Here is a 19829-nt window from a genome sequence, read left to right on the forward strand (position 1 = left end):
GCCACTTGAGACTTTTTTTGAAGCGTCCGTTTAACGAGTTTGGGATAGAAGAATTCGACCCGTTTTTATTTTCTGGCCAGCCTTCACTGTCTGGATGATGACGTGACCCGATCATTGGCTCTCTCACTTGGTTCTCTCGCGATGGGACTGGTTGTCCTGCGAGGCCTGTGGAACGGAGAGATGGCGGAAACCGTCGCTGCCGAAGCGATCGGAACGTTGATTATCTTCATGGGCATCGGAGGATTGGCAGGAGCCATTGCGGATCATTTGATTCGAGACGGCGTGGAAGATTTGTATCGCAAACGAGTGAAGTGGTTTCAGAATGGAGTCGCCGAATTGGGACTCGATGATGAAACCCAACCAACCGACCAAGGGACGACCCAACGTTGACGGCACGGAAGCTGGCTGACGGGATCGTTCGCAACACACACCAAGACTTATTTCATTGCTGATGACGGACACGTGTCGCGATTGCGGTGCGAAGAAGACTTTGGCAATCAGTGATCATCACGGAGGATTCGATGCCGGCTACCGCAACTGCTGACGACCCGATCTTGAAGGTATGGAGTTCTTTCAAAGCAACAACGAAGGACGCGCCTGACTACGAGCCGCTGCGGAACCAGTTGGTCGAGCGTTACATGCAATTGGTTCGCTACAACGGCGAACGCATCTGGCAACGTCTTCCCGATGGAGTTGAGCTGGATGACTTGATCAGTGCCGGCATGTTTGGGCTGATGGACGCTATCGATGCTTATGACACCGAACGCGGCGTGAAGTTCGAAACTTTCTGCGTGCCCCGAATTCGCGGAGCCATGCTCGACGAACTTCGCAAGATGGACTGGGTGCCTCGTTTGGTGCGCAGCAAAGCCAGCAAACTGGCCACCGCAACCAAGACTTTGGAAACCAAACTTGGTCGCGCTCCAACCGTCCAAGAGCTGTCGGTCCACATGGAGATCGACGTCAAAGAAGTCGAAAAGATGCAAACCGAGGCCAACGCGGTGGGCGTCGTTTCGCTGAACAAGAAGTGGTACGAAACGGACAGCTACAAGGACGTCCGTGAAATTGACATTTTGGAAGACAAGAAGGGCGAAGACCCCACCCGTCGCGTCCAAAAGAATGACCTGATGCGTTTGGTCACCAAAGGGTTGAACCGCAACGAACGCCTGATCATCATTCTGTACTACTATGAAGAGCTGACCATGAAAGAGATCGGGGCCACGTTGGACCTCTCGGAATCTCGCGTCAGCCAAATGCACACCGCGATCGTCAACCGTTTGCAACAGCAACTCGGCGTGCGTCGCCTAGAATTCGGGGCCTAAGACCTCCATGCGTATCGCCCATGTGATCACCCGAATGATCATTGGCGGCGCGCAAGAAAACACGTTGCATAATTGCCAAGACCTCGTTCACCTGCATGGGGACGAGGTCTTGCTCATTACCGGGCCAGCCGTTGGACCGGAGGGAGACTTGTTGCGGGATCGCACGCCGGTTGCCGCTGCGGACACAGGTCCCCGGGGTAGGGCAGGGCGGTTCGATCTGGACGGTCTGCCGATTCAGTTGATTGATTCCCTGAGACGCAACATTCATCCAGTCCACGACTGGAAAGCAGCTCGCGAATTGCGGCGGGTTTTGCATGAGTTGGATCCGGATGTGGTTCACACCCACAGTGCCAAGGGTGGCTTGCTCGGTCGGTATGTTGGCTGGGGCCTGAAACGTCGGACGACCGGCAAACGACCGGTGGTTGTGCACACGGTTCATGGCGCTCCTTTCCACGATTATCAATCCAAATCGGCTCACGACTTCTTCGTTCGCTGCGAACGCTGGGCCGCCGCTCGCTGCCACAAATTGATCTCCGTTGCCGATGCGATGACAGATCTGATGGTCGACGCCGGCGTTACACATCGCGATAAGTTTGTGACCATTCACAGCGGGATGAATGTCGATCCGTTTGTCCATGCGACGGACCATCGCGAACGAATTCGCACCCAGTTTGGTTTGCGAGAGGAACATGTTGTGGTCGGGAAGGTGGCTCGCCTTTTTCATTTAAAAGGTCATGCCGACTTGATCGCTGCCGCGAAGCAGGTCGCGGACTCGCATCCAAACGTTCGTTTTCTGCTGGTTGGCGATGGTATCCTCCGAGAGGAATTGCAGCAGCAAATCGCGACGCTGGGTTTGCAGGAGCATTTCATTTTCGCGGGTCTGGTGCCGCCATCCGAAGTTCCCGCCATGATCGGAGCGATGGACGTGCTCGTTCATGCGTCTTATCGCGAAGGATTGGCACGAGCGCTTCCGCAAGCCTTGATCGCGGGACGACCAGCAATCAGCTACGACATCGACGGCGCCCGCGAAGTGGTGATCGACGACGAGACGGGTTACTTAGTCGGGGCAGGGCAGATTGGTCCGCTGGCGGATCGGATCGGTCGATTGGTCGGGGACTCGGAACTTCGGCATCGAATGGGAGCCGAGGGACATCGACGCTTCACCGATTTGTTCCGGCACCAAACCATGACTCAGCGGATTCGTGATCTGTATCAGGAACTCTGCGACCAGCACGGCTGACTGAACCGAGTAGTTCGCGTTCGCGAAAGCACCATATCTCAAATGAGCCGTCTCGTCGGAGCAGGGCAGGGTGTTCCGAAAATCGGGCCGCTAACACCGCTCGTCGGGGTGGGCCGAGACAGCTGACCGGGGCAAACACACGTCTTTCGGCTGTGGGGGAGGTTGGACTATCATGCGAAGCCACAAAATCGTTTTGATCGTTCAACTCGATGGTTCCGCTTCCGACACGCCCCAGCCGCTCGATGTCCAAATCACGCGACTTTTTAGGCCCCTACCGACTCGCTCGTCTGATCCGGATCGGATCGACCGCCGAAGTTTGGGAAGCGATCGACGAGGGCGACCAAAAGCGATACGCGTTGAAAATCCTGCGGCAATCGGTTTCCAACGATAAAGCGGAGTTGGCTTCGCTGAAGCACGAATACAACGTGGGGAAATCGCTGACCAGCCCGCGGATCATCAAGATGATCGATCACCGGGTCGAAAATGGACGACCGTTTCTCGTCCTGGAATTGTTCAGCGAAATGAACATGAAGCAGGCGCTTCGCAAGGGACCGGATTCGCTGGCTTACATGCTCGACAAGATCATCGAGCAAGCCGCCGAAGGCCTGTATTACATGCACACCAAGAACTGGATCCACCGCGATATCAAACCGGACAACTACCTGGTGTCCGAAACGGGGGAGACCAAGCTGATTGACTTCACGATCAGCGAGCCGAAGCGGACCGGTTTGAGCAAGATGTTCTACAAAGCCAAGAACATCCAAGGCACGCGAAGCTACATGGCACCCGAGCAAATTCGCGGCAAGCTCTGCGACGAGCGCAGCGACATCTACTCGTTCGGTTGTGTGCTGTTTGAAGCCTGCACCGGCAAGCCACCGTACACCGGACAGACGCCAAACGATTTGCTCTCGAAGCACCTTTCGGCGTCGATCCCCAGCCCGATTGTCTACAACGACAACGTGACCAAAGAGTTTGCTGATCTGGTCAAAAGCATGATGGCCAAATCGCCTGATGCGAGACCGCCGTCGGTGTGGGAATTTCTGAAAGTGTTCCGCAACATGCAAATTTGGCGGAAGCGACCACGGCGTCCGGAAGTCAGTGTCTTCGACAACGACGGCTCGATGAAGTCACCCGAAGACATGATCAAACGCCCCGAACAAACTAGCGACGAAGAAGAGGATACCTGAGCGATGGCTGGCCCCGGATTGGAATTTGAAAACGAAATCGCGGACCTGGAAGAGCAAATTGCGTCGCTCGAACGGAACACCGATCGAAGCGAAGAAATTGACTCAGCGATTCGTTCGTTGCGATTGGCTCGTGTTGCCAAACTGAAAGAAACGTACGCATCGTTGGATCCTTGGCAAACGGTCCAAGTGGCTCGTCATAAGAATCGTCCTTACACGCGCGATTACCTCAATTTGGCGTTTGACGAATTCGTCGAGTTGCACGGTGACAAGCATTTTGGCGACGACCGAGCGATGCTGACGGGCTTTGCAAAACTGGATCGTTTCAAAGTCATGGTGATCGGTCACCAAAAAGGAAGGACTTACAAGGAACGTGCGGCTTGTCACTTTGGTTGCGCTCATCCGGAAGGTTACCGCAAGGCCATGGTGAAAATGAAAATGGCCGAGAAATATCGCTTGCCGGTCATTTGTTTCATTGACACGCCCGGAGCGTATCCTGGGATCGGGGCCGAAGAGCGCGGGCAGGCTCAGGTGATCGCCGAGAGCATGTTCATGATGAGTGATCTGAAAACGCCGGTCATCTGCGTCGTGATCGGCGAAGGCGGATCCGGCGGCGCCCTCGGAATCGGAGTTGGCGACCGTGTGGCCGTTTTGCAGCACGCGTACTACAGCGTCATCAGTCCGGAAGGCTGTGCGGGAATTCTTTGGAAGAGCCACGAACACGCACCCAAAGCCGCCGCCGCGTTGCGGTTCACCAGCGATCATTTGAAGCGACTCGGCGTAGTCGATGACGTGCTCGAAGAACCGCTCGGCGGAGCCCATCGTGACCATCACCAAATGGCTTCGCGGATGAAGACTTATCTGTCGCGACAGTTGTCAGAGTTGGAAGACATTCCGACCGATCAATTGCTCCAGCAACGCTACGAGAAGTTCCGTCGCATCGGCGTGTTCTTGGAAGAGAACTGAGGTTGGCCGAGCGTCCGCGCGCGGTGTGCCGTCGCCGTCGCGGGACCGGGAGACCAGCGATTCCTGGGCGATTTCGACCGCCCCGCAACGTCCGATAATGCCTCTTATGTTGTATTCGAGGTGCGTAAAACCCTTGTTTCAGGCGTTTTCCGTGCTCAGGCCACATTCGCGTGACGTTATCGTGGTCCATGCCCTGGCGGGCGGATTCGCGGCGTGACGGCTCGAAGCTTTGCTGTGCCCCGGCCTGAGCGAGACGCTGGCTAACGTCGCGGTGGTGCCCATTGCGGCGTCGCGGATTGTTGCCAATTCGGCGCCGACTGACGTGAGTTCACGGGCGTGGATGGCGGCTGCGTTGCGGTGCCAAAACGGTTAAATGTTTGAGGCGATGTTGAGCCGCCAAAGCCGTTCGCCGGCGCACCGTTTTGGATGCCGTTTGGGGTGAAATTGGCTGTCTGATTTTGCATCGCCTCGCTGGCGAATTCGGCCGGCGTTTGGGCGGATGGATTCGCCCAGCCTGATTCAGGTTGCTGGTTTGGCGAGTGGCTCGAAAACCACGAGTTCGCTGCGCCGGATTCGTCCTCGCTGAATTGATCCAAATACGGTCTCACCACGCCGTGAAGCTCAGGCGGCATGATCGAATCGGATTCGTCCAGCACGCGAGCGATCAGCCGTCCGCTTTCGCTGGCCACGATGGCTTGCTGTGTTCGCTCGCCAAATAGAGTCATCGCGAACAGCGTGATCACGGTGCACAGCAACGCGCCTTTGGCGAGGCCGAACAAGGCTCCGATCTGGCGGTCGAATTCTTTGAGTCGCATGCGGTCGATCATTCCACTGACCATGCGGAGTGCGACCCAGATCACGAACGACGTGCCGACGAACAGGATGAACATCGCCAGAAACTGGTTCCATGGCGGCGCGGCATGAATGTTCTGGCTGAACGGTTCACGGTAGCGATAAGCGACTGTGTAGCTGACAACGATGGAAGCGATGGAAGCGAGTTGCCATGCAAATCCACGGATCGCGCCTAGCAGGGTGGCGCCGACCAAAATGATCGTCATCAGGATGTCGTAAGTCTGCATGGGCGCACTTCTATCGCCGGAACGGGTCAACACCGTTGTGCCGCTTCTAGCAAATTTGGAGGGGCAGGGCGAACAGCAATTTTTTGCGACACGGTGTTGCGGTTTGGCGAGCGGCGCCGTCTCGGTCTCGATTCTTGCTGTCTACTGAATTTTTCCGCTGGTCGGCGCGGACGCGGATTTGGTATCGCCAATGGTTCTCGGTGCGCAACCGCCCTGCTCCGCCCCGGCGTCTCATGGGCGGCGGCAGAGAGATGTTGTTGACCTTATCCGTTCGATCCCATTTATCCGTCGCGTTCCTTTGGCTGGCTTCAAGACCCATATCTCGACGAGCACCGTGGTTGGGTGCGCCTACGGATATTGGGGCGTGGTCGATCAAGGCATGTCGATGGAGAGCTCGCTGCTGGCCGGTGGTTTGTGCAGCGTGTCGGGAATGTTGCCTGATTTGGACAGCGATTCCGGGGTTCCGCTTCGCGAAACGAGCATGTTTCTCTCCGCAATCGCGCCGATGCTAATGATCGACCGATGGCGTGACATGGGTTTGTCGCACGAAGCGATGGCATTGGCGGCCATGATCGTCTACGTCGCGATTCGGTTTGTCGCCGTGGAGGGTTTCCGTAAATTCACGGTCCACCGCGGGATGTGGCACAGCATCCCTGCGGCGTTGGTGGCCGCCTTGATTGCATACATGTTGATGCCCTGCCCCAGCGAAGCGATCCGAGTTTACAAATCGGGCGCCGTTCTGGTCGGCTTCATGACGCACCTGATTCTGGACGAGATTTGGGCGTTGGATTTCAGTCGTGGGTCATTGCGACTGAAGAAGTCATTCGGGACGGCGCTTAAATTCTTTGGCAGCAGTCCGCTGGCGAACTTCTTTGTCTACGGACAACTCGCGTTGTTCATCTATTTGGCTTGGGGAGATCACGAGATCTTGGATCGTTTGCGACAACGCGTGCGAATGGACCGAGACCGCTACGCATCGCCGGGCGACTACGACGGTTCGTTGGACAACTTCAGTCCAGCGATCTATCCGCCATGGGAATCGCGTGAGCCACCAAAATGGGAGGCACCCCAGCAACCGGCCGCCGTTCCGGCTTGGCCGAACCAGCCTGCGCATCAGCAATTCCCAAACGGCCAGCCTGCTAACGGGCAACCGGGAAATCTACAGCCGGGCTATCAGCAACCCAACTATCAGCAGCCGGCCTATGGCCAACAGTTCAATCCGGCTGGTCATGAACGGGTCGCCGGACCAACCGGCTCCCCTGCCCTGCCCCAACGCTGAATTAATCACCGTCCATCTCCGCACATTCGCGCGAATGAAGAAAGCGGTGCGGGCGTTGTGGAAGACCCGTTCGGCTGCTGCTCCACCGGGCCTCATAGTGCTGTCACGCATCATGTTGCTATCAGCATCGGCCGATTCAAAGTTCCAAAATGATGGTCACCGGACCATCGTTGACCAGCGAGACAGCCATGTCGGCCGCGAAAATTCCACTGGGTACCGTCAATCCAGTTTTGCGAAGTTCGCTCATGTAGTGTTCGTAGAGATGCTTGGCTTGGTCGGGCGGCGCGGCATCGGTGAAAGCCGGACGTCTGCCTTTGCGGCAATCTGCCAACAAGGTGAATTGGCTGATCGCCAGCACGTCGCCGCCGGCATCGAGAACGTTGCGATTCATTTTGCCGTTTTCATCGCTGAAGATGCGTAGGCCTGCGGTCTTGTCCGCCAAAGCCGCCGCGGTGGCTTCTGTGTCGCTGTGCCCGATCCCGATCAGGGCAACCAATCCTCGATCAATTTCGCCCACGACTTGTCCATCGACCGAGACGCTGGCGTGTTGAGTTCGTTGCAGGACAATTTTCATGGGTGCCTTTGGGATCCAGGTCGCGACGAGATGGGCTAAAGTGATGTTCGGGACGCATCCCGGGTGCATCCGTGTTTTGATCGAAAGGATCGTATGACGTTTCTGTTCACTTGCCCACACTGCCAATCCCAAACCGAGGTGGAAGACCAGTACAGCGGCCGGACCGGCGATTGTGCCGTGTGTGGTCGCGAGATCACGCTGCCTGATTTTGCGTTTTCGAGGCGAAAGGCCGTGCCAAATGCGGCCAGAAAGAAATCGGTCGTCCGATACGTCGCGGCGGGGTTGGCTTTGTTGGTGATTGGTGCGGGTTTGGTGGCGGCGATTCAGATCGGCGGTCAGACCGCCAGCAAAATTCGCGTGGGTCGGCAGCGGCTCAGCAGTATCAAGAACCTCGAAAAGATCGCTTCGGCCCTGAATGCCTACGCGTCCGATCATGGAGCCTACCCTGCCCCATACACAACCGATCGTTCGGGGCGTCGTCTGCATTCGTGGCGAGTCGCCATCCTTCCGTACTTGGGCGAAGAAGGTCTCTACAACCGAATCGACAAGGACGTTGCCTGGAACGAAGGTGACAACGAACAGCTGATGTGGAGCGAGATGCCCGCCGTGTTTCGCCACCCCGAACTTCAAGGTTGGGGTGTGGGGACGGTTTACCAATTGGTCACCGGGACCGGGACTCTGTTTCCCGCCACCGGGCCTTTGGGTCCAGCTTCAGCGACCGACGGTGCGACCAAAACCATTTTGGTGGTCGAAGGTGCGATGGACGGCATGACGGATTCTTGGATGGAGCCCTATGACGTGGACATCCAACAGATCGGCGGAGCGATCAATGGACCGTCCGGCAAAGGATTGGGTGGCGCGACAGAAGGCGGTGTTTGCGTGGCGACGGTGGATGGCAGAGGCTATTTTTTGCCCGACACCACACCGCCGTTGACGGTCCAAGCGTTGCTCACACCTCGGGGTGGCGAACCTTTGTCCGACGATGTGCTCGATGAATGGGCCTCGAGCGGTCAGTAGTTTGGATGAAGGACGCTTTGCGATGTACCTCCGACATGTCGTGAACAAGCGAGTCGCTCAAGATCGCCGAAGCAGCCTGTGCTGATGCAAACCTGTAGCACGGCGGTCCCCCGCCGTGACGGATTCAAGCTCGGTGGGGGACCACCGAGCGACGGGAAAGGTTGAGTGAATTGCCGGAGCTGCGCCGAAGCGGCTTGTTCCGGCCTACGCCTGCGGCTCGAGTAACCCTGTAGCACGGCGGTCCCCCGCCGTGATGAGTTCAAACTCGGTGGGGGACCACCGAGCGACGGGAAGAGCTGATTGGATGAGGCGAATGGCCGGAATATCTACGCCGTGTTCGTTGAGATCATGTGCGTACAAAAAAACGGCGAGGTGGAACCTCGCCGTGAAATGCTGTCAATCATCGCCAACCGCAATCAGAACTTGCGTGGGGTGACGCGACCTTGAACGCGCGATGGCAAGCCTTGGATTCGCAAAAAGCCTTCCGCGTCGTCTTGGTTGTACGATCCGCCGCCTTCCATCGTGGCGATCTCTTCGTCGTACAAGCTGTTCGGGCTGCTCCGCGACGAAACCATGATGTTGCCTTTGTAAAGTTGCAACGTGACTTCGCCGGTCACGGGGCGTTGTGCCGTTTCGATGAACGACATCAGAGCATCCATCTTGGGCGTGTACCAGAAACCGTAGTAAACCATCTCGGCGACTTCCGGAGCCATGCGGTCACGCAGGTGCATCAGGTCGCGGTCCATCGTCAGTTGTTCGATGTACATCAACGCGTCGTAAAGCACGGTCATGCCGGGTGACTCGTACACACCGCGGCTTTTCATTCCAACGAATCGGTTCTCGACCATGTCGATTCGGCCAACGCCATTGCGTCCTGCGATGGTGTTCAGCGATTCCACCATTTCCAATGCATTGACCGCTTTGCCGTTGAGCGTCTTGGGCACGCCCGACTCAAATCCAATGGTGACTTCTTCGGGTTGGTCGGGAGCTTCTTGGGGCGAGACGCCCATTCCGAATTCAACCAGCTCGACTCCGTTGACGTCCAATTCCTCGAGCTTGCCGGCTTCATAGGAAATGTGCAGAACGTTTTCGTCGCTGCTGTAAGGTTTCGCGGTCGAGGCTTTGACCGGAATTTTCTTGACGTCACAGTACTCGATCAATTCCGTCCGTCCGGGGAAGGCATCGCGGAAGGACTTGATCCGCCATGGCGCGATCATTTCGATGCTGGGGTCCAAGGCTTCGGCAGCCAGTTGGAAGCGGCATTGGTCGTTGCCTTTGCCGGTTGCACCGTGGGCGTAGGCGGTGGCACCCACTTCGCGAGCCACTTCCAAACAAACCTTGCTGATCAACGGACGGGCGATCGAGGTACCCAGCAGATAGATTTGCTCGTACTTGGCTTGCCACTTCAGAACCGGAAACGCAAAATCGCGGCAGAGTTCTTCACGCACGTCGACCAATCGAGACGACTTGGCACCACAGGTGCGAGCTTTCTCCATGATCGCATCGCGGTCTTCGCAGGGTTGTCCCAGATCGACATAGACGCAGTGGACTTCGTAGCCTTGGTCCTGGAGCCAGCCCAGAATGACGGACGTATCGAGACCACCGGAATAGGCCAGCACACAACTTTTCATCTCAGATCTGCATCCAAATGCGGGGGAATCGGCTATGTTTGAAGGTCTCGCATTTAAGTTGTCCGGTGCGAAACACGCAAGGACGGTCAGAAGGATCCTGGCCGGAAAGTCAAGCAGAACGCTATGAACGAACCCTCCAATCAACCGCCCTCCCCTGCCCTGCTTCAGATTCTTGAGGACCTGGCATCGGGGAAGACAGATGTCAGTGCGGCTGCCGAATCCATCCAGTCGGGCTCGCCGGAGTCGTGGGCCGAAATGCAGGTGGTTCCTGGGGCCACCGTTGATCTTGGACGCTCGTCACGATGCGGCTTTGGCGAAGTGATCTACGGTGAGGGCAAATCCACTGAGCTGATGATTCAAATTGTCCAGACTCAAATCGCCGCCGGCCAGGGCTGTCTGATCACGCGAATCGACTCGACCGCGGCGGCTCAGATTCGTCGAGTCTTCAGCAACACCCGGTACAATTCATCCGCCCGAACGCTCCGGATCGGCTGTGGCGATGAGAGTTTGGAACCGATCGGCGCCGAGGGGCACTCCACGCATGTGGCGGTGGTGACCGCCGGAAGCACCGACGCCGCCGTCGCCGACGAGGCGGCGGAGACATTGGCTTGGATGGGCATCGCCTGCGACCGGATCGACGACATTGGGGTCGCCGGGCCGCAGCGTTTGTTGTCGGCGGTGCCTCGATTGCGAACCGCCGCTGCGATTGTGGTCGTCGCGGGAATGGAAGGCGCCTTGCCCGCGGCACTCGCCGGACATGTTGCCACCCCCGTGGTCGCGGTTCCAGCCAGCACCGGATACGGAGCCAACTTCTCGGGACTGACACCCTTGATGGGAATGTTGATTTCGTGCGCGGCGAATGTGGCGGTCGTCAACATCGACGCGGGTTTCAAAGGTGGCTACTTCGCGGGCTTGATCGCCAACAGCATCGCCACGGCAAAGTCGGACGAGCAGTAAGACAGAAAGTGGCTTCGCTGATCGGCGGAGGTGGCTGCGCCGAGTTGGCTGACCCAGGTTGGTTGCCTCTTCGTTCACGGCCGCAGTGCCGCTCGATACGCTGTCCCAACTGGATCCCGGTGTTGTTCGATGGCAGATCATGCAGTCGAAGTGCGGCTAGCTTTTGACGCCGCGATAAACCATCTCCTGCCGTTGGACATTGTGGGCCATGCACAATTCGTTGATGTCGTTTTGGTGCCCAACCACGATCACGGTGTCGTCGGCTTCCAAGATCAGGCTTCCGCTGGGGTTCATTTGGATCTCGGCTTCACCTCGCTTGACGCCAACGATGAGAAAACCGCGGTTGCCTCGCACCTGAATATCACCCAGAGGTTTGCCCACCAAAGGTGAGTTGCTATTCAGACGCAATTCCTCCAGGCTCAAACCAATTGCCGATAGCTCTTCACTGATCCCGTGGGACAGTCCGTAAGATTCCAGGACCGCCGACGCGGTGGGACGAATCAGCAACTGAGTCGCCCGCATGGCACCAATCGATGCGGCCATCACCACATGGTTGGCACCGCAACGAATCAACTTCTTTTGAGCCGAATGATTCTCCGCGCGAGAAACGATTTCAACGGAATCAGCCAGATCACGGGCGGTCACACAAATGAACGCGTTGGCGGCGTCATCGGGCAACAATGTGGCCAAACCACGAGCGCGGTGAATGCCCGCACTGAGCAACGTTTCCTCGTCGGTTGCATTGCCAACCATCGCCAACATGCCGGCTTGCTGAGCCTCTTCCACACGGGCGGGGTTCTCATCGATGACAACGAACGGCTGATGCAGTTGCTGAAGTTCTTCCGCCACCCGAATTCCCATGCGTCCGTAGCCGCAGACGATGGTGTGTCCGCGCAGACTGGCGATGCCTTGGCTCATTTTGCGGTTCCTCAGAAGGCTTTGAAGTTCGCCGTCGACCAGAAATTGGATGAAACCACCCACGGTGTAGATCGCCGCGCTGTAGCCAAACACAATGATCGCGATGGTCAACGTCCGTAGTGCCGGGGTGTCGACCGGTTTGACTTCGCCATAGCCGACGCCAAAGATCGTGATGACGACCATGTAGATCGCATCGCTGACGGTCCATCCCATTTGAATGTAGGCCACCGTGGCGATCGCGCAGATCAGCAAGAACACACCGAGGCCGAGCAGAATTCGACGAAGCGGTGTGTGCTGCATGGCGAGCGTTTTCTTGCAGAAGGGCGAATGCCGAGGGCGGTGTTGTCATGATACTGTGAATGGCACAACGCCGTGCAGCACGTGCACCACGAGAAAGATGAAACCATCCATCGCAATGAATTGGGCGAGTCCATCATGAGCAAGCTTTTGACCAAGGCCGGCAGTCCGCCGCCGGTTCAGTTGCCCAGCCGAAAACAATCCGCTCACAAAGGCAACTTCGGTCGCGTTTTGTTGGTGGGTGGCTCGCGAGGGATGGCGGGCTCGATCTCGTTGTCCTCAATCGCAGCGCTGCATGCTGGATCCGGTTTGGTTTCCGCTGCGGTACCCGATGCTGTTCTTGAGAGCGTCGCTGGATTCCATCCTGCGCTGATGACGATTTCTCTTCCATGCGATAGCTCAGAGTTCTCTCAATTGGCGTGGTCGGAATTGCGAAGTCGATTGTCGGACTTGTCCGCGGTTGGCTGCGGGCCAGGGATGGGAACCGGGGCAGGAAGTCGCTTGTTGGTCAAAGGCCTGCTGTCTCAGAAAAAGTTGCCGCTGGTGTTGGATGCCGATGCGATCAACGTTTTGTCCTTGGAAGGCTGGTTAGATGACGAACAGTTTGCTCGATCCGACGAGGATGCCCCCTGTGTCCTGACGCCGCATCCCGGTGAGTTGCAACGATTGACGAACGCATCTGCCAAAGATGTGTCGGCTCAGTTGGAGGCCGCCGAGGAACTCGTTCGCCGTTTGAACTTCACCGTGGTTGTGAAAGGCGGACCATCGCATGTGGTGGGGCGAAGTCCCGGCGACGCCAATGACACGGCGATCCAGGTCTGGCAGAACACAACGGGCAACCCAGGCATGGCGACCGCCGGTTGTGGCGATGTGCTGACCGGAGTGGTGACATCGCTGCTAGGGCAAGGACTGGATGCAATGGCGGCCGCCCAGTTGGCGGTTTGGGTGCATGGACGAAGCGGTGACGAATCCGCCGCCCGCCACAGCTACGCCGGGATGACCGCGTTGCACGTGCTGGAAACCTTGGCCGACATCGCCGACGAAATGACGAGCGACTGAATCGGGCCAACGGAGCATCGGAAGCGGGAAGCTGAGATCGCATGCAAGTTCAACCGCGGGGATCTAACCAAATATCGTGCAATCGGGCATACTGCTGGCTATCCGGTTGCTGTCGCTTTTTGTCTCCCCTGCCCTGCCCCGATTGAATGACCTCTTTGATTCACCTCAGCGAACTTGCGGGAAATTTGGACCTGCGAAATTCGCTTCGCGGAGGTGCGGTCAGCATTGGAAACTTCGACGGTGTTCATTTGGGGCATCGCGTCTTGTTAAAACGAGTTCGTCATCATGCGGACCGCGTCGGTGGAAAAGCGATCGCGATCGTGATGGACCCGCATCCGGCGGAAGTCCTTCGTCCACACGGAGCACCGCCGAAACTGACCACCCTGCCCCGCCGAGCCGAATTGATGGCGGAATCATCGGTCGATGCGTTGTTGGTGTGCAAAGCATCGAAGGAGTTTTTGAATCAGACCGCTGAGGAATTCTTTGAGAGGCTGGTGGTGGAGCAACTGGCCGCCAAAGCCATCATCGAAGGTCCCAACTTCTTCTTTGGCCGCGATCGCGCGGGCGACACCACGCGATTGAAAGAATTGGCTGGTCAGCGTGGCATCGATGTCGAGATTGTGGTGCCGTCGGTTCAAGACGACCGCATGGTCAGCAGTTCGCGAATTCGGGAGGCGATCGCTTCAGGAGATCTGGAGTTGGCCAACCAAATGCTCGGCAGTCGATACGAACTGACGGGCGTTGTCGGAAAGGGCGAACAGCGGGGACGCAAACTCGGGTTCCCTACGGCAAATTTGGAGGACGTTGCAACACTGATCCCAGAGCATGGCGTTTATGCCGCGGTCGCGAAGATTGAGGGCCAGTCGCTTGCCGCTGCGGTTCACATTGGTCCCAACCCGACCTTTGACGATCGAAAAGAGACGAAGATTGAAGCGCATCTGTTGGACTACGATGCGGATCTTTATGGCAAAATGCTGACTCTCTCGTTGGTGCGACAGATTCGCGGCATTCAAAAATTCGCGAGTCCCGCCGCCCTGCAGCAACAATTGCAATCGGACTTACAGACCGTTCGAGAGACGGTTTCTTCTCTGCCTCAACGTTCCTAAAAGAAAGTTTCGCTCGTGGGAGTCAACTGGAAAGCATTCGTTGATCAACTTCAGCACTATCAGTCCTTCATCTTGGTCAGTCACATTCGACCTGATTGTGATGCGTTAGGCAGCGAGCTTGGAATGGCGGAAGTGTTGCGTGCGATCGGCAAAGAGGTGCGAATTGTCAATGCCCACCGAACGCCTCCGGCTTTGTCGTTCTTGGATCCTGCAGGAAACATCGAGGTCCTGGGTGATTCCGTCGAGCCCGAAGACGTCCAAGCCGATTGCATCATGATTCTCGACACCAGTGCTTGGGCTCAACTGGGCGACATGGGCGATGTCATCCGTGCTTCGCGAGCGGACAAGATGGTGTTGGATCATCATGTTGGCGAAGATGATCTTGGGGCTCGGATGTACAAGGACTATCAATCCGAAGCGACCGGGCATTTGGTGGTGCAGGCCGCGGATGCGCTGAATGTGCCACTGACCCGTGCGATGGCGATGCCCTTGTTTGCAGCGATCGCCACTGACACGGGATGGTTCCGATTTCCAAGTGTGACCTCCGACACCTATCGAACGATCGGTCGCTTGATGGACGCCGGTGTGGTGCCCAGCGAGGTGTATGGCGACTTGTATGAACGTGACACGCTGGGTCGGTTGAAGCTTCGAGGTCTGATCCTCTCGAAGACTGTTACCGAAATGGACGGCGCGTTGGTTTACACCTGGGTCAACAAAGAAGATTTCGCTCAATGCGGTGCGGAACCCAATGACACCGAGGACGCCATCAATCTGACGTTGGCGGTGCGAGGAACCCAAGCAGCGGTCATCTTCGTCGGGCAAGTGCGAGGCGGGTTCAAGCTCAGTTTTCGCAGTCGCTGCGGATTGGATTGCAACGAAGTGGCTCGACAATTTGGTGGCGGCGGGCACAAGGCCGCCGCCGGAGCCTTCTTGGAAGGCACGCTGGAAGAGGTCCAGGAAAGAGTGCTGCCTGTGATGCGTGAAGCACTGGCCGTCGCAATCGGCTAGATTGAAAAACGCTCCACACACCTGAGCTGCAATCTGCTCTGCGAAAAAGGTTTGGATTCCCGGCGATCCGTCTTCGCGATCTCGGGAATCGAACAGAGGAATCAGGCCAAGGGAACATTGCCGGCGTGGTGGTCGTCCAAACCTTCGAATGAACGTGCCAAGTGGACGTGAAGGGATGCGTGGTTTCGCGTTGGAGAGTGGCCGTGTCGCTTGATCGGTTGGAGGGTCCAGATGTCATCTCGTCGAATCGTTTGCCCGCGTTGCAAAACGACATTGCAATTGCCGGCGACCGCGGGAGCCACCAAGATCAAGTGTCCGAAGTGCGAATTGATTCTGTCGGTGCCGGCACCGAAGCAACCGATGGTATTGGAAGATCCGTCGGCGGGACTGCCGAACTTTGATGCGTTGCCAAGTGCTCAATCGCCCAGCAATGTGTTTCGTCCATCGGGACCCGTCAAACGGTATGAGGCACCGAAGCCGACCAAGAAGAAAAACAAAGCGGCGGGCAAGAATGCACTGAAGGTGCTTGGGATCCTGGCCGGGATCGCGGTGATGTGCGTTGTGCTGATCGTCGGCGGATTGTTGGGTGTCGGTTACTTGGCAACCCGCCACAGCGGATGGACGACGGCAAAGTTTCATGGCTACACGATCAAGATGCCGGCGGGGGAAGACCGCCGCGAAAAGTCGCAGCAGTTTCCTGGGACGACGGTTCATGAGTTGGCGGGCCGTCGCCGCGAAACCGGATCGCAGTATTCCTTCGTGGTTGCCAAGTTGCCATCGACCATCTCGTCTGACATGAACATTGAGGAGTTGGTCGATGCGATGCGAATACGTTTGAAAGACCAATACCCGGTGGAGCGTTCCGGTGTGAATGGTGTCGCGGGAACGATGCTGACGGGCTTTGGTGGCGTGGAGGGATCCCTCTGCGAAATCTTCACGCACAACGGCAACCTGATTGTCACCATGTATTCACCCTACTCCGAAATTCGCGATCTCGTCGGTGGGGAGCGTGAACCGAGGTCCAACGAGAGTTCGCTGGACAAACCTTCCGAGTTCTTTGAGTCACTGCAACTCAAATAACGTCGACGTGTTCGTCAGACCGAGGATGGATCTAGGCCAGCGTTTCGCTGCGTGAGAGTTCGTTGATATCGGTTCCGGTGGTTGGCAGGACCATTCGGAATCGAGCTCCACCGGTCGGTGCGTCGTCAACGGTGAGCGAACCGCCATGCTCTCGCAAAATCTTGGCACTGACCGGCAGGCCCAAACCGGTTCCCCGAGCGCCCTTTTTCGATTCAAACAAAGAAAAAATCTGTTCGCGATCTTCCTCGGGAACGCCTTCGCCGTCGTCCTCGACGTCCACGATCCAGCCTTGGCTCGCATCATAAAAAGTTTTGACGAGAACTGTTTTTTCAGCCGCATCAATGGCGTTGGTGACCAAGTTCAGCACCGCACGGTGAATCGCCTCGCCATCGAAGGTAGCGATGGGCAGGCTCTGTTCCAGTTCGGCGTTCAGTTCAATCTCACCCTGCCCTGCCCTGCTCTGCATCAGTTCAACCACATCGCCGACGACCTCGTTCAAATTGCCGTCTTTCAGTACCGGTTCGCGTTCTTTCGAAAACGTCAGCATGTCAAGAACGAGATTGCTGATGCGTTCTTGGTTGCGATCCACAATGGACCAGCCGCGGCGAATGGCATCGGTGTCGTCTTTCTGCAAACCAGCTTCGATCAAATAGCTGCCGCCGCGAACGCCCTGCAAAATGTTTTTGATGTGATGCGACAGCGTGGCAATTGTCTGACCCATGGCAGCCAATCGTTCGCCTTGCAGCAGAGCCGAGTAGTAGAATGTGTCTTCGATAGCGAGCGCGGCTTGGTGACCCACGGCGGTGATCAGACGCAAATGTTCGTCATGAAAGCGTGTGGCTCCACCTTTGCGGACCAATTCGCCGGGCGTAGTGTAAGTATCGACATACAACATGCCGACGATTTCATATCGGCCTTGCAGCGGCACACACAAGGCTTCTCGAACACCGCCCTGAACAATCGATGCGGCTGAATCAAACCGTTCGTCATCCAATGCATCATTGGTCCGAACACCCTGTTTGTGTTGCAGCACGTAGTCCAGAATCGTGTGGCTGATTTGGATGCGGTCTTGAGGCCCCGAGTCGGACCGTGGGTGCGCCGATGAGTTCGCCTTTTCACGGTCGCATCTTGCCGCAGGAGTCAAGCGTTTGGTTTCTGGATCTCGAAGCATGATGCAACCGCGATCAGCTTCCACCCAGTCGAACACCAACTTTAAAACTCGATCAAGCACTTCGTCCAAATCATCGGTCCGTCCCACCGCAATCGCGGTTAGGTACATGACTTCCAAGGATCGGTCCGCGTCCAATCGTCCGATTACCGGTGGACCGTGAAAGTCACCGGAGGCATGCTTGGATGAACTTGGAGATGATTCCGACGAAGGCGATGAGTCAGTCGCATCCACATCAATCGGTGGTGCGATCGGCGGCGGTAGCGTCCGAGAGGAACGGCTGTCTTGATCGGGATCCGAACGACGCGAATAGGGCGAGACGACTCCTTCGCGTGAAAGCGACGAAACAATGTTGCTCGCATCGCCTGCGCGGACTTGCCGAACAATGTCGACACCATGGGCGGCATCCAAAGCCGAAACGTTTCCGGTTCCGGTAAAGATCAGCAGCGTTGAACCAATTTCGATTCGGTCGCCGCTGCTCAAGACATGACGCGTGATTTTTCGATTGTTAACCAGCGTCCCATTGCTGCTGCCCAGGTCCACCAATTCGTAGCGTCGCCCGGTGCCGTCCCCGCGAATTTCGGCGTGGCTTCGGGAGGCTTCGTTGTCGAGCAATTGGACGTTGTTGCTGGATTCTCGGCCCAGTCGAGTGACCGCGGGAGAAAGCTGGAAGTGCTTTCCCTGGTCACGACCACGAATGACGAACAACGAAGCCATACAAAAACAGCGGGATGCAAGCGAGTTTCACGGGCGGACAATCAAAGGTAGCACGCACAAGATAACTTGCCGCGAAGCGTTCTGTTTGGCTACGGTCGGCAAACCTCGCGATTCCAGCGAGATTGGTTGCTACGTTTGCAAGGAAGAAAACGCTTCGGATGATTGGCTTGGCCAAGATCATCGAGCCACTCTGTGTCGCGATTGGGATTTCCCGTTTGCGTGCGAGCATTCGCTGCGCAGTCTGCTGCGTCGCTTTGGCGTTCGTTTGCGGATGCCGCACCTCAGCGCCCGTCCACGTGTGGCAACCGCCATCCATGCAGGTCGAACCCTCCGGCGTCGCGTTCATGGGGGTTAGCGGCCCCGATGAATGGGCGGATCCGATCGAGGAAGCTTTGCTCACCGAGAAGCTCGACGGATGGCGATTCATCGCGGCCGATCAATTGCAAGACACCGCAACCATTCGTTTGGTCTCGGCAACCGATGAAGAACCCAGCGACATGGCCGTCAGTGCAGCGGCTCGTCAACAAGGTCTGCGATACCTGCTTCACGGCGAAGTCTTGCAGGCCACCGGACACGAAGACCGCAAAGACAAACTGATTGTTTCCTGGCGACTGACCGGTTTGCAGCCCGGTGCGGAATCGGCAGGAATGCCGGTCACGATCGATGAAGCACTGATCCAACAGCGGTACCCGCATCTGTTGTTCTTGCCGAACGTTGCTGAACGAACTCGCCAAGCAGCGATCCTAGAAACGAAGCGATTACTCGCGGCCAACGTCGACCGACAACAAGTCAAGTTGGCGGCACCCAAGTTATTGCCGGGTGCCCGAGCAATTCGCCGCGGAAACGACTTGGCTCGATCGGGCAATTGGCCGATGGCGGAAAAGGTTTGGAACGAAGTGCTGCAAAAGCATCCAAGGAACCCTGCGGCATTGATCAATTGTGCCGTCGCAGCAACGGCACGCCAAGACTTCACCCTTGCCAAACAGCATGTAACCGAGGCGGTTCGAAGATCTGCTTTGTCTCCGGTGAATCAGTCGCTTGCTGAAGAAACCTTGGTCTGGATCGAATTGCGTCAGCGCGATTACCACCAAGCGTTTGATCTGCCACCGCCACCCGAAGGATGGTTGATCTCAAGAGGCGACTGAGCAGCCAACCTGTATCTCGGTCGTCCCGACCGAACCAAACAAAACCGTAGCTAGGTGGTCCCCCACCGAGTCCAACGAAATCACA

General features: G+C 57.1%; 18 protein-coding genes. 13 read left to right on the plus strand and 5 right to left on the minus strand.

Translation table 11 applies throughout. The features are described from left to right. Positions 1–102 precede the first annotated feature (102 nt). From LOC70_RS15375 to LOC70_RS15395, 5 genes are all read left to right on the plus strand, one after another. A complete protein-coding gene (locus LOC70_RS15375) occupies positions 103–390 on the plus strand; it encodes a hypothetical protein (RefSeq protein ID WP_230254893.1) in 288 nt (95 codons plus the stop codon). 110 nt (positions 391–500) lie between these two features. Beyond that, positions 501–1319 (plus strand): FliA/WhiG family RNA polymerase sigma factor, encoded by an 819-nt coding sequence (locus LOC70_RS15380; protein ID WP_315857301.1) that lies wholly within the window; start codon positions 501–503, stop codon positions 1317–1319. A gap of 7 nt (positions 1320–1326) precedes the next feature. Then, positions 1327–2559: a glycosyltransferase family 4 protein gene (locus LOC70_RS15385; RefSeq protein WP_230254895.1), complete on the plus strand. Its 1233-nt coding sequence runs from the start codon at positions 1327–1329 to the stop codon at positions 2557–2559. Between the two features lie 242 nt (positions 2560–2801). Then, on the plus strand, positions 2802–3746 hold the full coding sequence (locus tag LOC70_RS15390; protein ID WP_230254896.1) for a serine/threonine-protein kinase: 945 nt from the start codon (positions 2802–2804) through the stop codon (positions 3744–3746). Positions 3747–3749: 3 nt separating this feature from the next. Continuing rightward, entirely contained in the window at positions 3750–4709 is a 960-nt protein-coding gene (locus tag LOC70_RS15395) for an acetyl-CoA carboxylase carboxyltransferase subunit alpha (RefSeq protein WP_230254897.1), read from the plus strand. A 260-nt stretch (positions 4710–4969) separates the two neighbouring features. Here the strand turns inward: LOC70_RS15395 and LOC70_RS15400 are convergent, their stop codons facing one another. Then, positions 4970–5788 (minus strand): CvpA family protein, encoded by an 819-nt coding sequence (locus LOC70_RS15400; RefSeq protein WP_230254898.1) that lies wholly within the window; start codon positions 5786–5788, stop codon positions 4970–4972. 190 nt (positions 5789–5978) lie between these two features. Between LOC70_RS15400 and LOC70_RS15405 the strand changes: the two genes are divergently transcribed. Next, a complete protein-coding gene (locus LOC70_RS15405; RefSeq protein ID WP_230254899.1) occupies positions 5979–7067 on the plus strand; it encodes a metal-dependent hydrolase in 1089 nt (362 codons plus the stop codon). Between the two features lie 136 nt (positions 7068–7203). On the opposite strand, the gene dtd is transcribed toward LOC70_RS15405, so the two are convergent. Then, entirely contained in the window at positions 7204–7641 is a 438-nt protein-coding gene (gene dtd / locus LOC70_RS15410) for a D-aminoacyl-tRNA deacylase (RefSeq protein WP_230254900.1), read from the minus strand. A 93-nt stretch (positions 7642–7734) separates the two neighbouring features. Between dtd and LOC70_RS15415 the strand changes: the two genes are divergently transcribed. Then, complete coding sequence (locus LOC70_RS15415) at positions 7735–8658, plus strand: DUF1559 family PulG-like putative transporter (RefSeq protein ID WP_230254901.1); 924 nt, start codon at positions 7735–7737, stop codon at positions 8656–8658. Between the two features lie 416 nt (positions 8659–9074). Here the strand turns inward: LOC70_RS15415 and LOC70_RS15420 are convergent, their stop codons facing one another. Beyond that, complete coding sequence (locus tag LOC70_RS15420; RefSeq protein WP_230254902.1) at positions 9075–10289, minus strand: argininosuccinate synthase; 1215 nt, start codon at positions 10287–10289, stop codon at positions 9075–9077. Between the two features lie 123 nt (positions 10290–10412). On the opposite strand from LOC70_RS15420, the gene larB reads away from it, so the two are divergent. Beyond that, complete coding sequence (gene larB, locus LOC70_RS15425) at positions 10413–11246, plus strand: nickel pincer cofactor biosynthesis protein LarB (protein WP_230254903.1); 834 nt, start codon at positions 10413–10415, stop codon at positions 11244–11246. A gap of 156 nt (positions 11247–11402) precedes the next feature. Here larB and LOC70_RS15430 read toward each other — a convergent pair whose 3' ends face one another. Next, on the minus strand, positions 11403–12464 hold the full coding sequence (locus tag LOC70_RS15430) for a potassium channel family protein (protein ID WP_230254904.1): 1062 nt from the start codon (positions 12462–12464) through the stop codon (positions 11403–11405). Between the two features lie 72 nt (positions 12465–12536). Here LOC70_RS15430 and LOC70_RS15435 point away from each other — a divergent pair, with 72 nt between their 5' ends. From LOC70_RS15435 to LOC70_RS15450, 4 genes are all read left to right on the plus strand, one after another. Beyond that, entirely contained in the window at positions 12537–13520 is a 984-nt protein-coding gene (locus LOC70_RS15435; protein ID WP_230254905.1) for an NAD(P)H-hydrate dehydratase, read from the plus strand. Between the two features lie 146 nt (positions 13521–13666). Further along, entirely contained in the window at positions 13667–14626 is a 960-nt protein-coding gene (locus LOC70_RS15440) for a bifunctional riboflavin kinase/FAD synthetase (protein ID WP_230254906.1), read from the plus strand. 15 nt (positions 14627–14641) lie between these two features. Then, positions 14642–15634, plus strand: a complete 993-nt coding sequence (locus LOC70_RS15445; protein WP_230254907.1) for a DHH family phosphoesterase — start codon at positions 14642–14644, stop codon at positions 15632–15634. A 231-nt stretch (positions 15635–15865) separates the two neighbouring features. Next, positions 15866–16714, plus strand: a complete 849-nt coding sequence (locus LOC70_RS15450) for a zinc-ribbon domain-containing protein (RefSeq protein ID WP_230254908.1) — start codon at positions 15866–15868, stop codon at positions 16712–16714. A gap of 31 nt (positions 16715–16745) precedes the next feature. Here LOC70_RS15450 and LOC70_RS15455 read toward each other — a convergent pair whose 3' ends face one another. Continuing rightward, positions 16746–18599: an ATP-binding protein gene (locus LOC70_RS15455; protein WP_230254909.1), complete on the minus strand. Its 1854-nt coding sequence runs from the start codon at positions 18597–18599 to the stop codon at positions 16746–16748. A 314-nt stretch (positions 18600–18913) separates the two neighbouring features. On the opposite strand from LOC70_RS15455, the gene LOC70_RS15460 reads away from it, so the two are divergent. Beyond that, positions 18914–19744, plus strand: coding sequence for a hypothetical protein (locus LOC70_RS15460; protein ID WP_230254910.1), 831 nt, complete (start codon positions 18914–18916; stop codon positions 19742–19744). Positions 19745–19829: the final 85 nt, after the last annotated feature.

This window comes from Rhodopirellula halodulae (assembly GCF_020966775.1).
Lineage (GTDB): Bacteria > Planctomycetota > Planctomycetia > Pirellulales > Pirellulaceae > Rhodopirellula > Rhodopirellula halodulae.

Bases quoted from the DNA above. Each gene is read 5' to 3' on its own strand.
- LOC70_RS15385 (WP_230254895.1), top strand. From the start codon at position 1,327: ATGCGTATCGCCCATGTGATCACCCGAATGATCATTGGCGGCGCGCAA.
- LOC70_RS15390 (WP_230254896.1), top strand. From the start codon at position 2,802: ATGTCCAAATCACGCGACTTTTTAGGCCCCTACCGACTCGCTCGTCTG.
- LOC70_RS15395 (WP_230254897.1), top strand. From the start codon at position 3,750: ATGGCTGGCCCCGGATTGGAATTTGAAAACGAAATCGCGGACCTGGAA.
- LOC70_RS15400 (WP_230254898.1), bottom strand. From the start codon at position 5,788: ATGCAGACTTACGACATCCTGATGACGATCATTTTGGTCGGCGCCACC.
- LOC70_RS15405 (WP_230254899.1), top strand. From the start codon at position 5,979: ATGGTTCTCGGTGCGCAACCGCCCTGCTCCGCCCCGGCGTCTCATGGG.
- dtd (WP_230254900.1), bottom strand. From the start codon at position 7,641: ATGAAAATTGTCCTGCAACGAACTCAACACGCCAGCGTCTCGGTCGAT.
- LOC70_RS15415 (WP_230254901.1), top strand. From the start codon at position 7,735: ATGACGTTTCTGTTCACTTGCCCACACTGCCAATCCCAAACCGAGGTG.
- LOC70_RS15420 (WP_230254902.1), bottom strand. From the start codon at position 10,289: ATGAAAAGTTGTGTGCTGGCCTATTCCGGTGGTCTCGATACGTCCGTC.
- larB (WP_230254903.1), top strand. From the start codon at position 10,413: ATGAACGAACCCTCCAATCAACCGCCCTCCCCTGCCCTGCTTCAGATT.
- LOC70_RS15430 (WP_230254904.1), bottom strand. From the start codon at position 12,464: ATGCAGCACACACCGCTTCGTCGAATTCTGCTCGGCCTCGGTGTGTTC.
- LOC70_RS15440 (WP_230254906.1), top strand. From the start codon at position 13,667: ATGACCTCTTTGATTCACCTCAGCGAACTTGCGGGAAATTTGGACCTG.
- LOC70_RS15450 (WP_230254908.1), top strand. From the start codon at position 15,866: ATGTCATCTCGTCGAATCGTTTGCCCGCGTTGCAAAACGACATTGCAA.
- LOC70_RS15455 (WP_230254909.1), bottom strand. From the start codon at position 18,599: ATGGCTTCGTTGTTCGTCATTCGTGGTCGTGACCAGGGAAAGCACTTC.
- LOC70_RS15460 (WP_230254910.1), top strand. From the start codon at position 18,914: ATGCAGGTCGAACCCTCCGGCGTCGCGTTCATGGGGGTTAGCGGCCCC.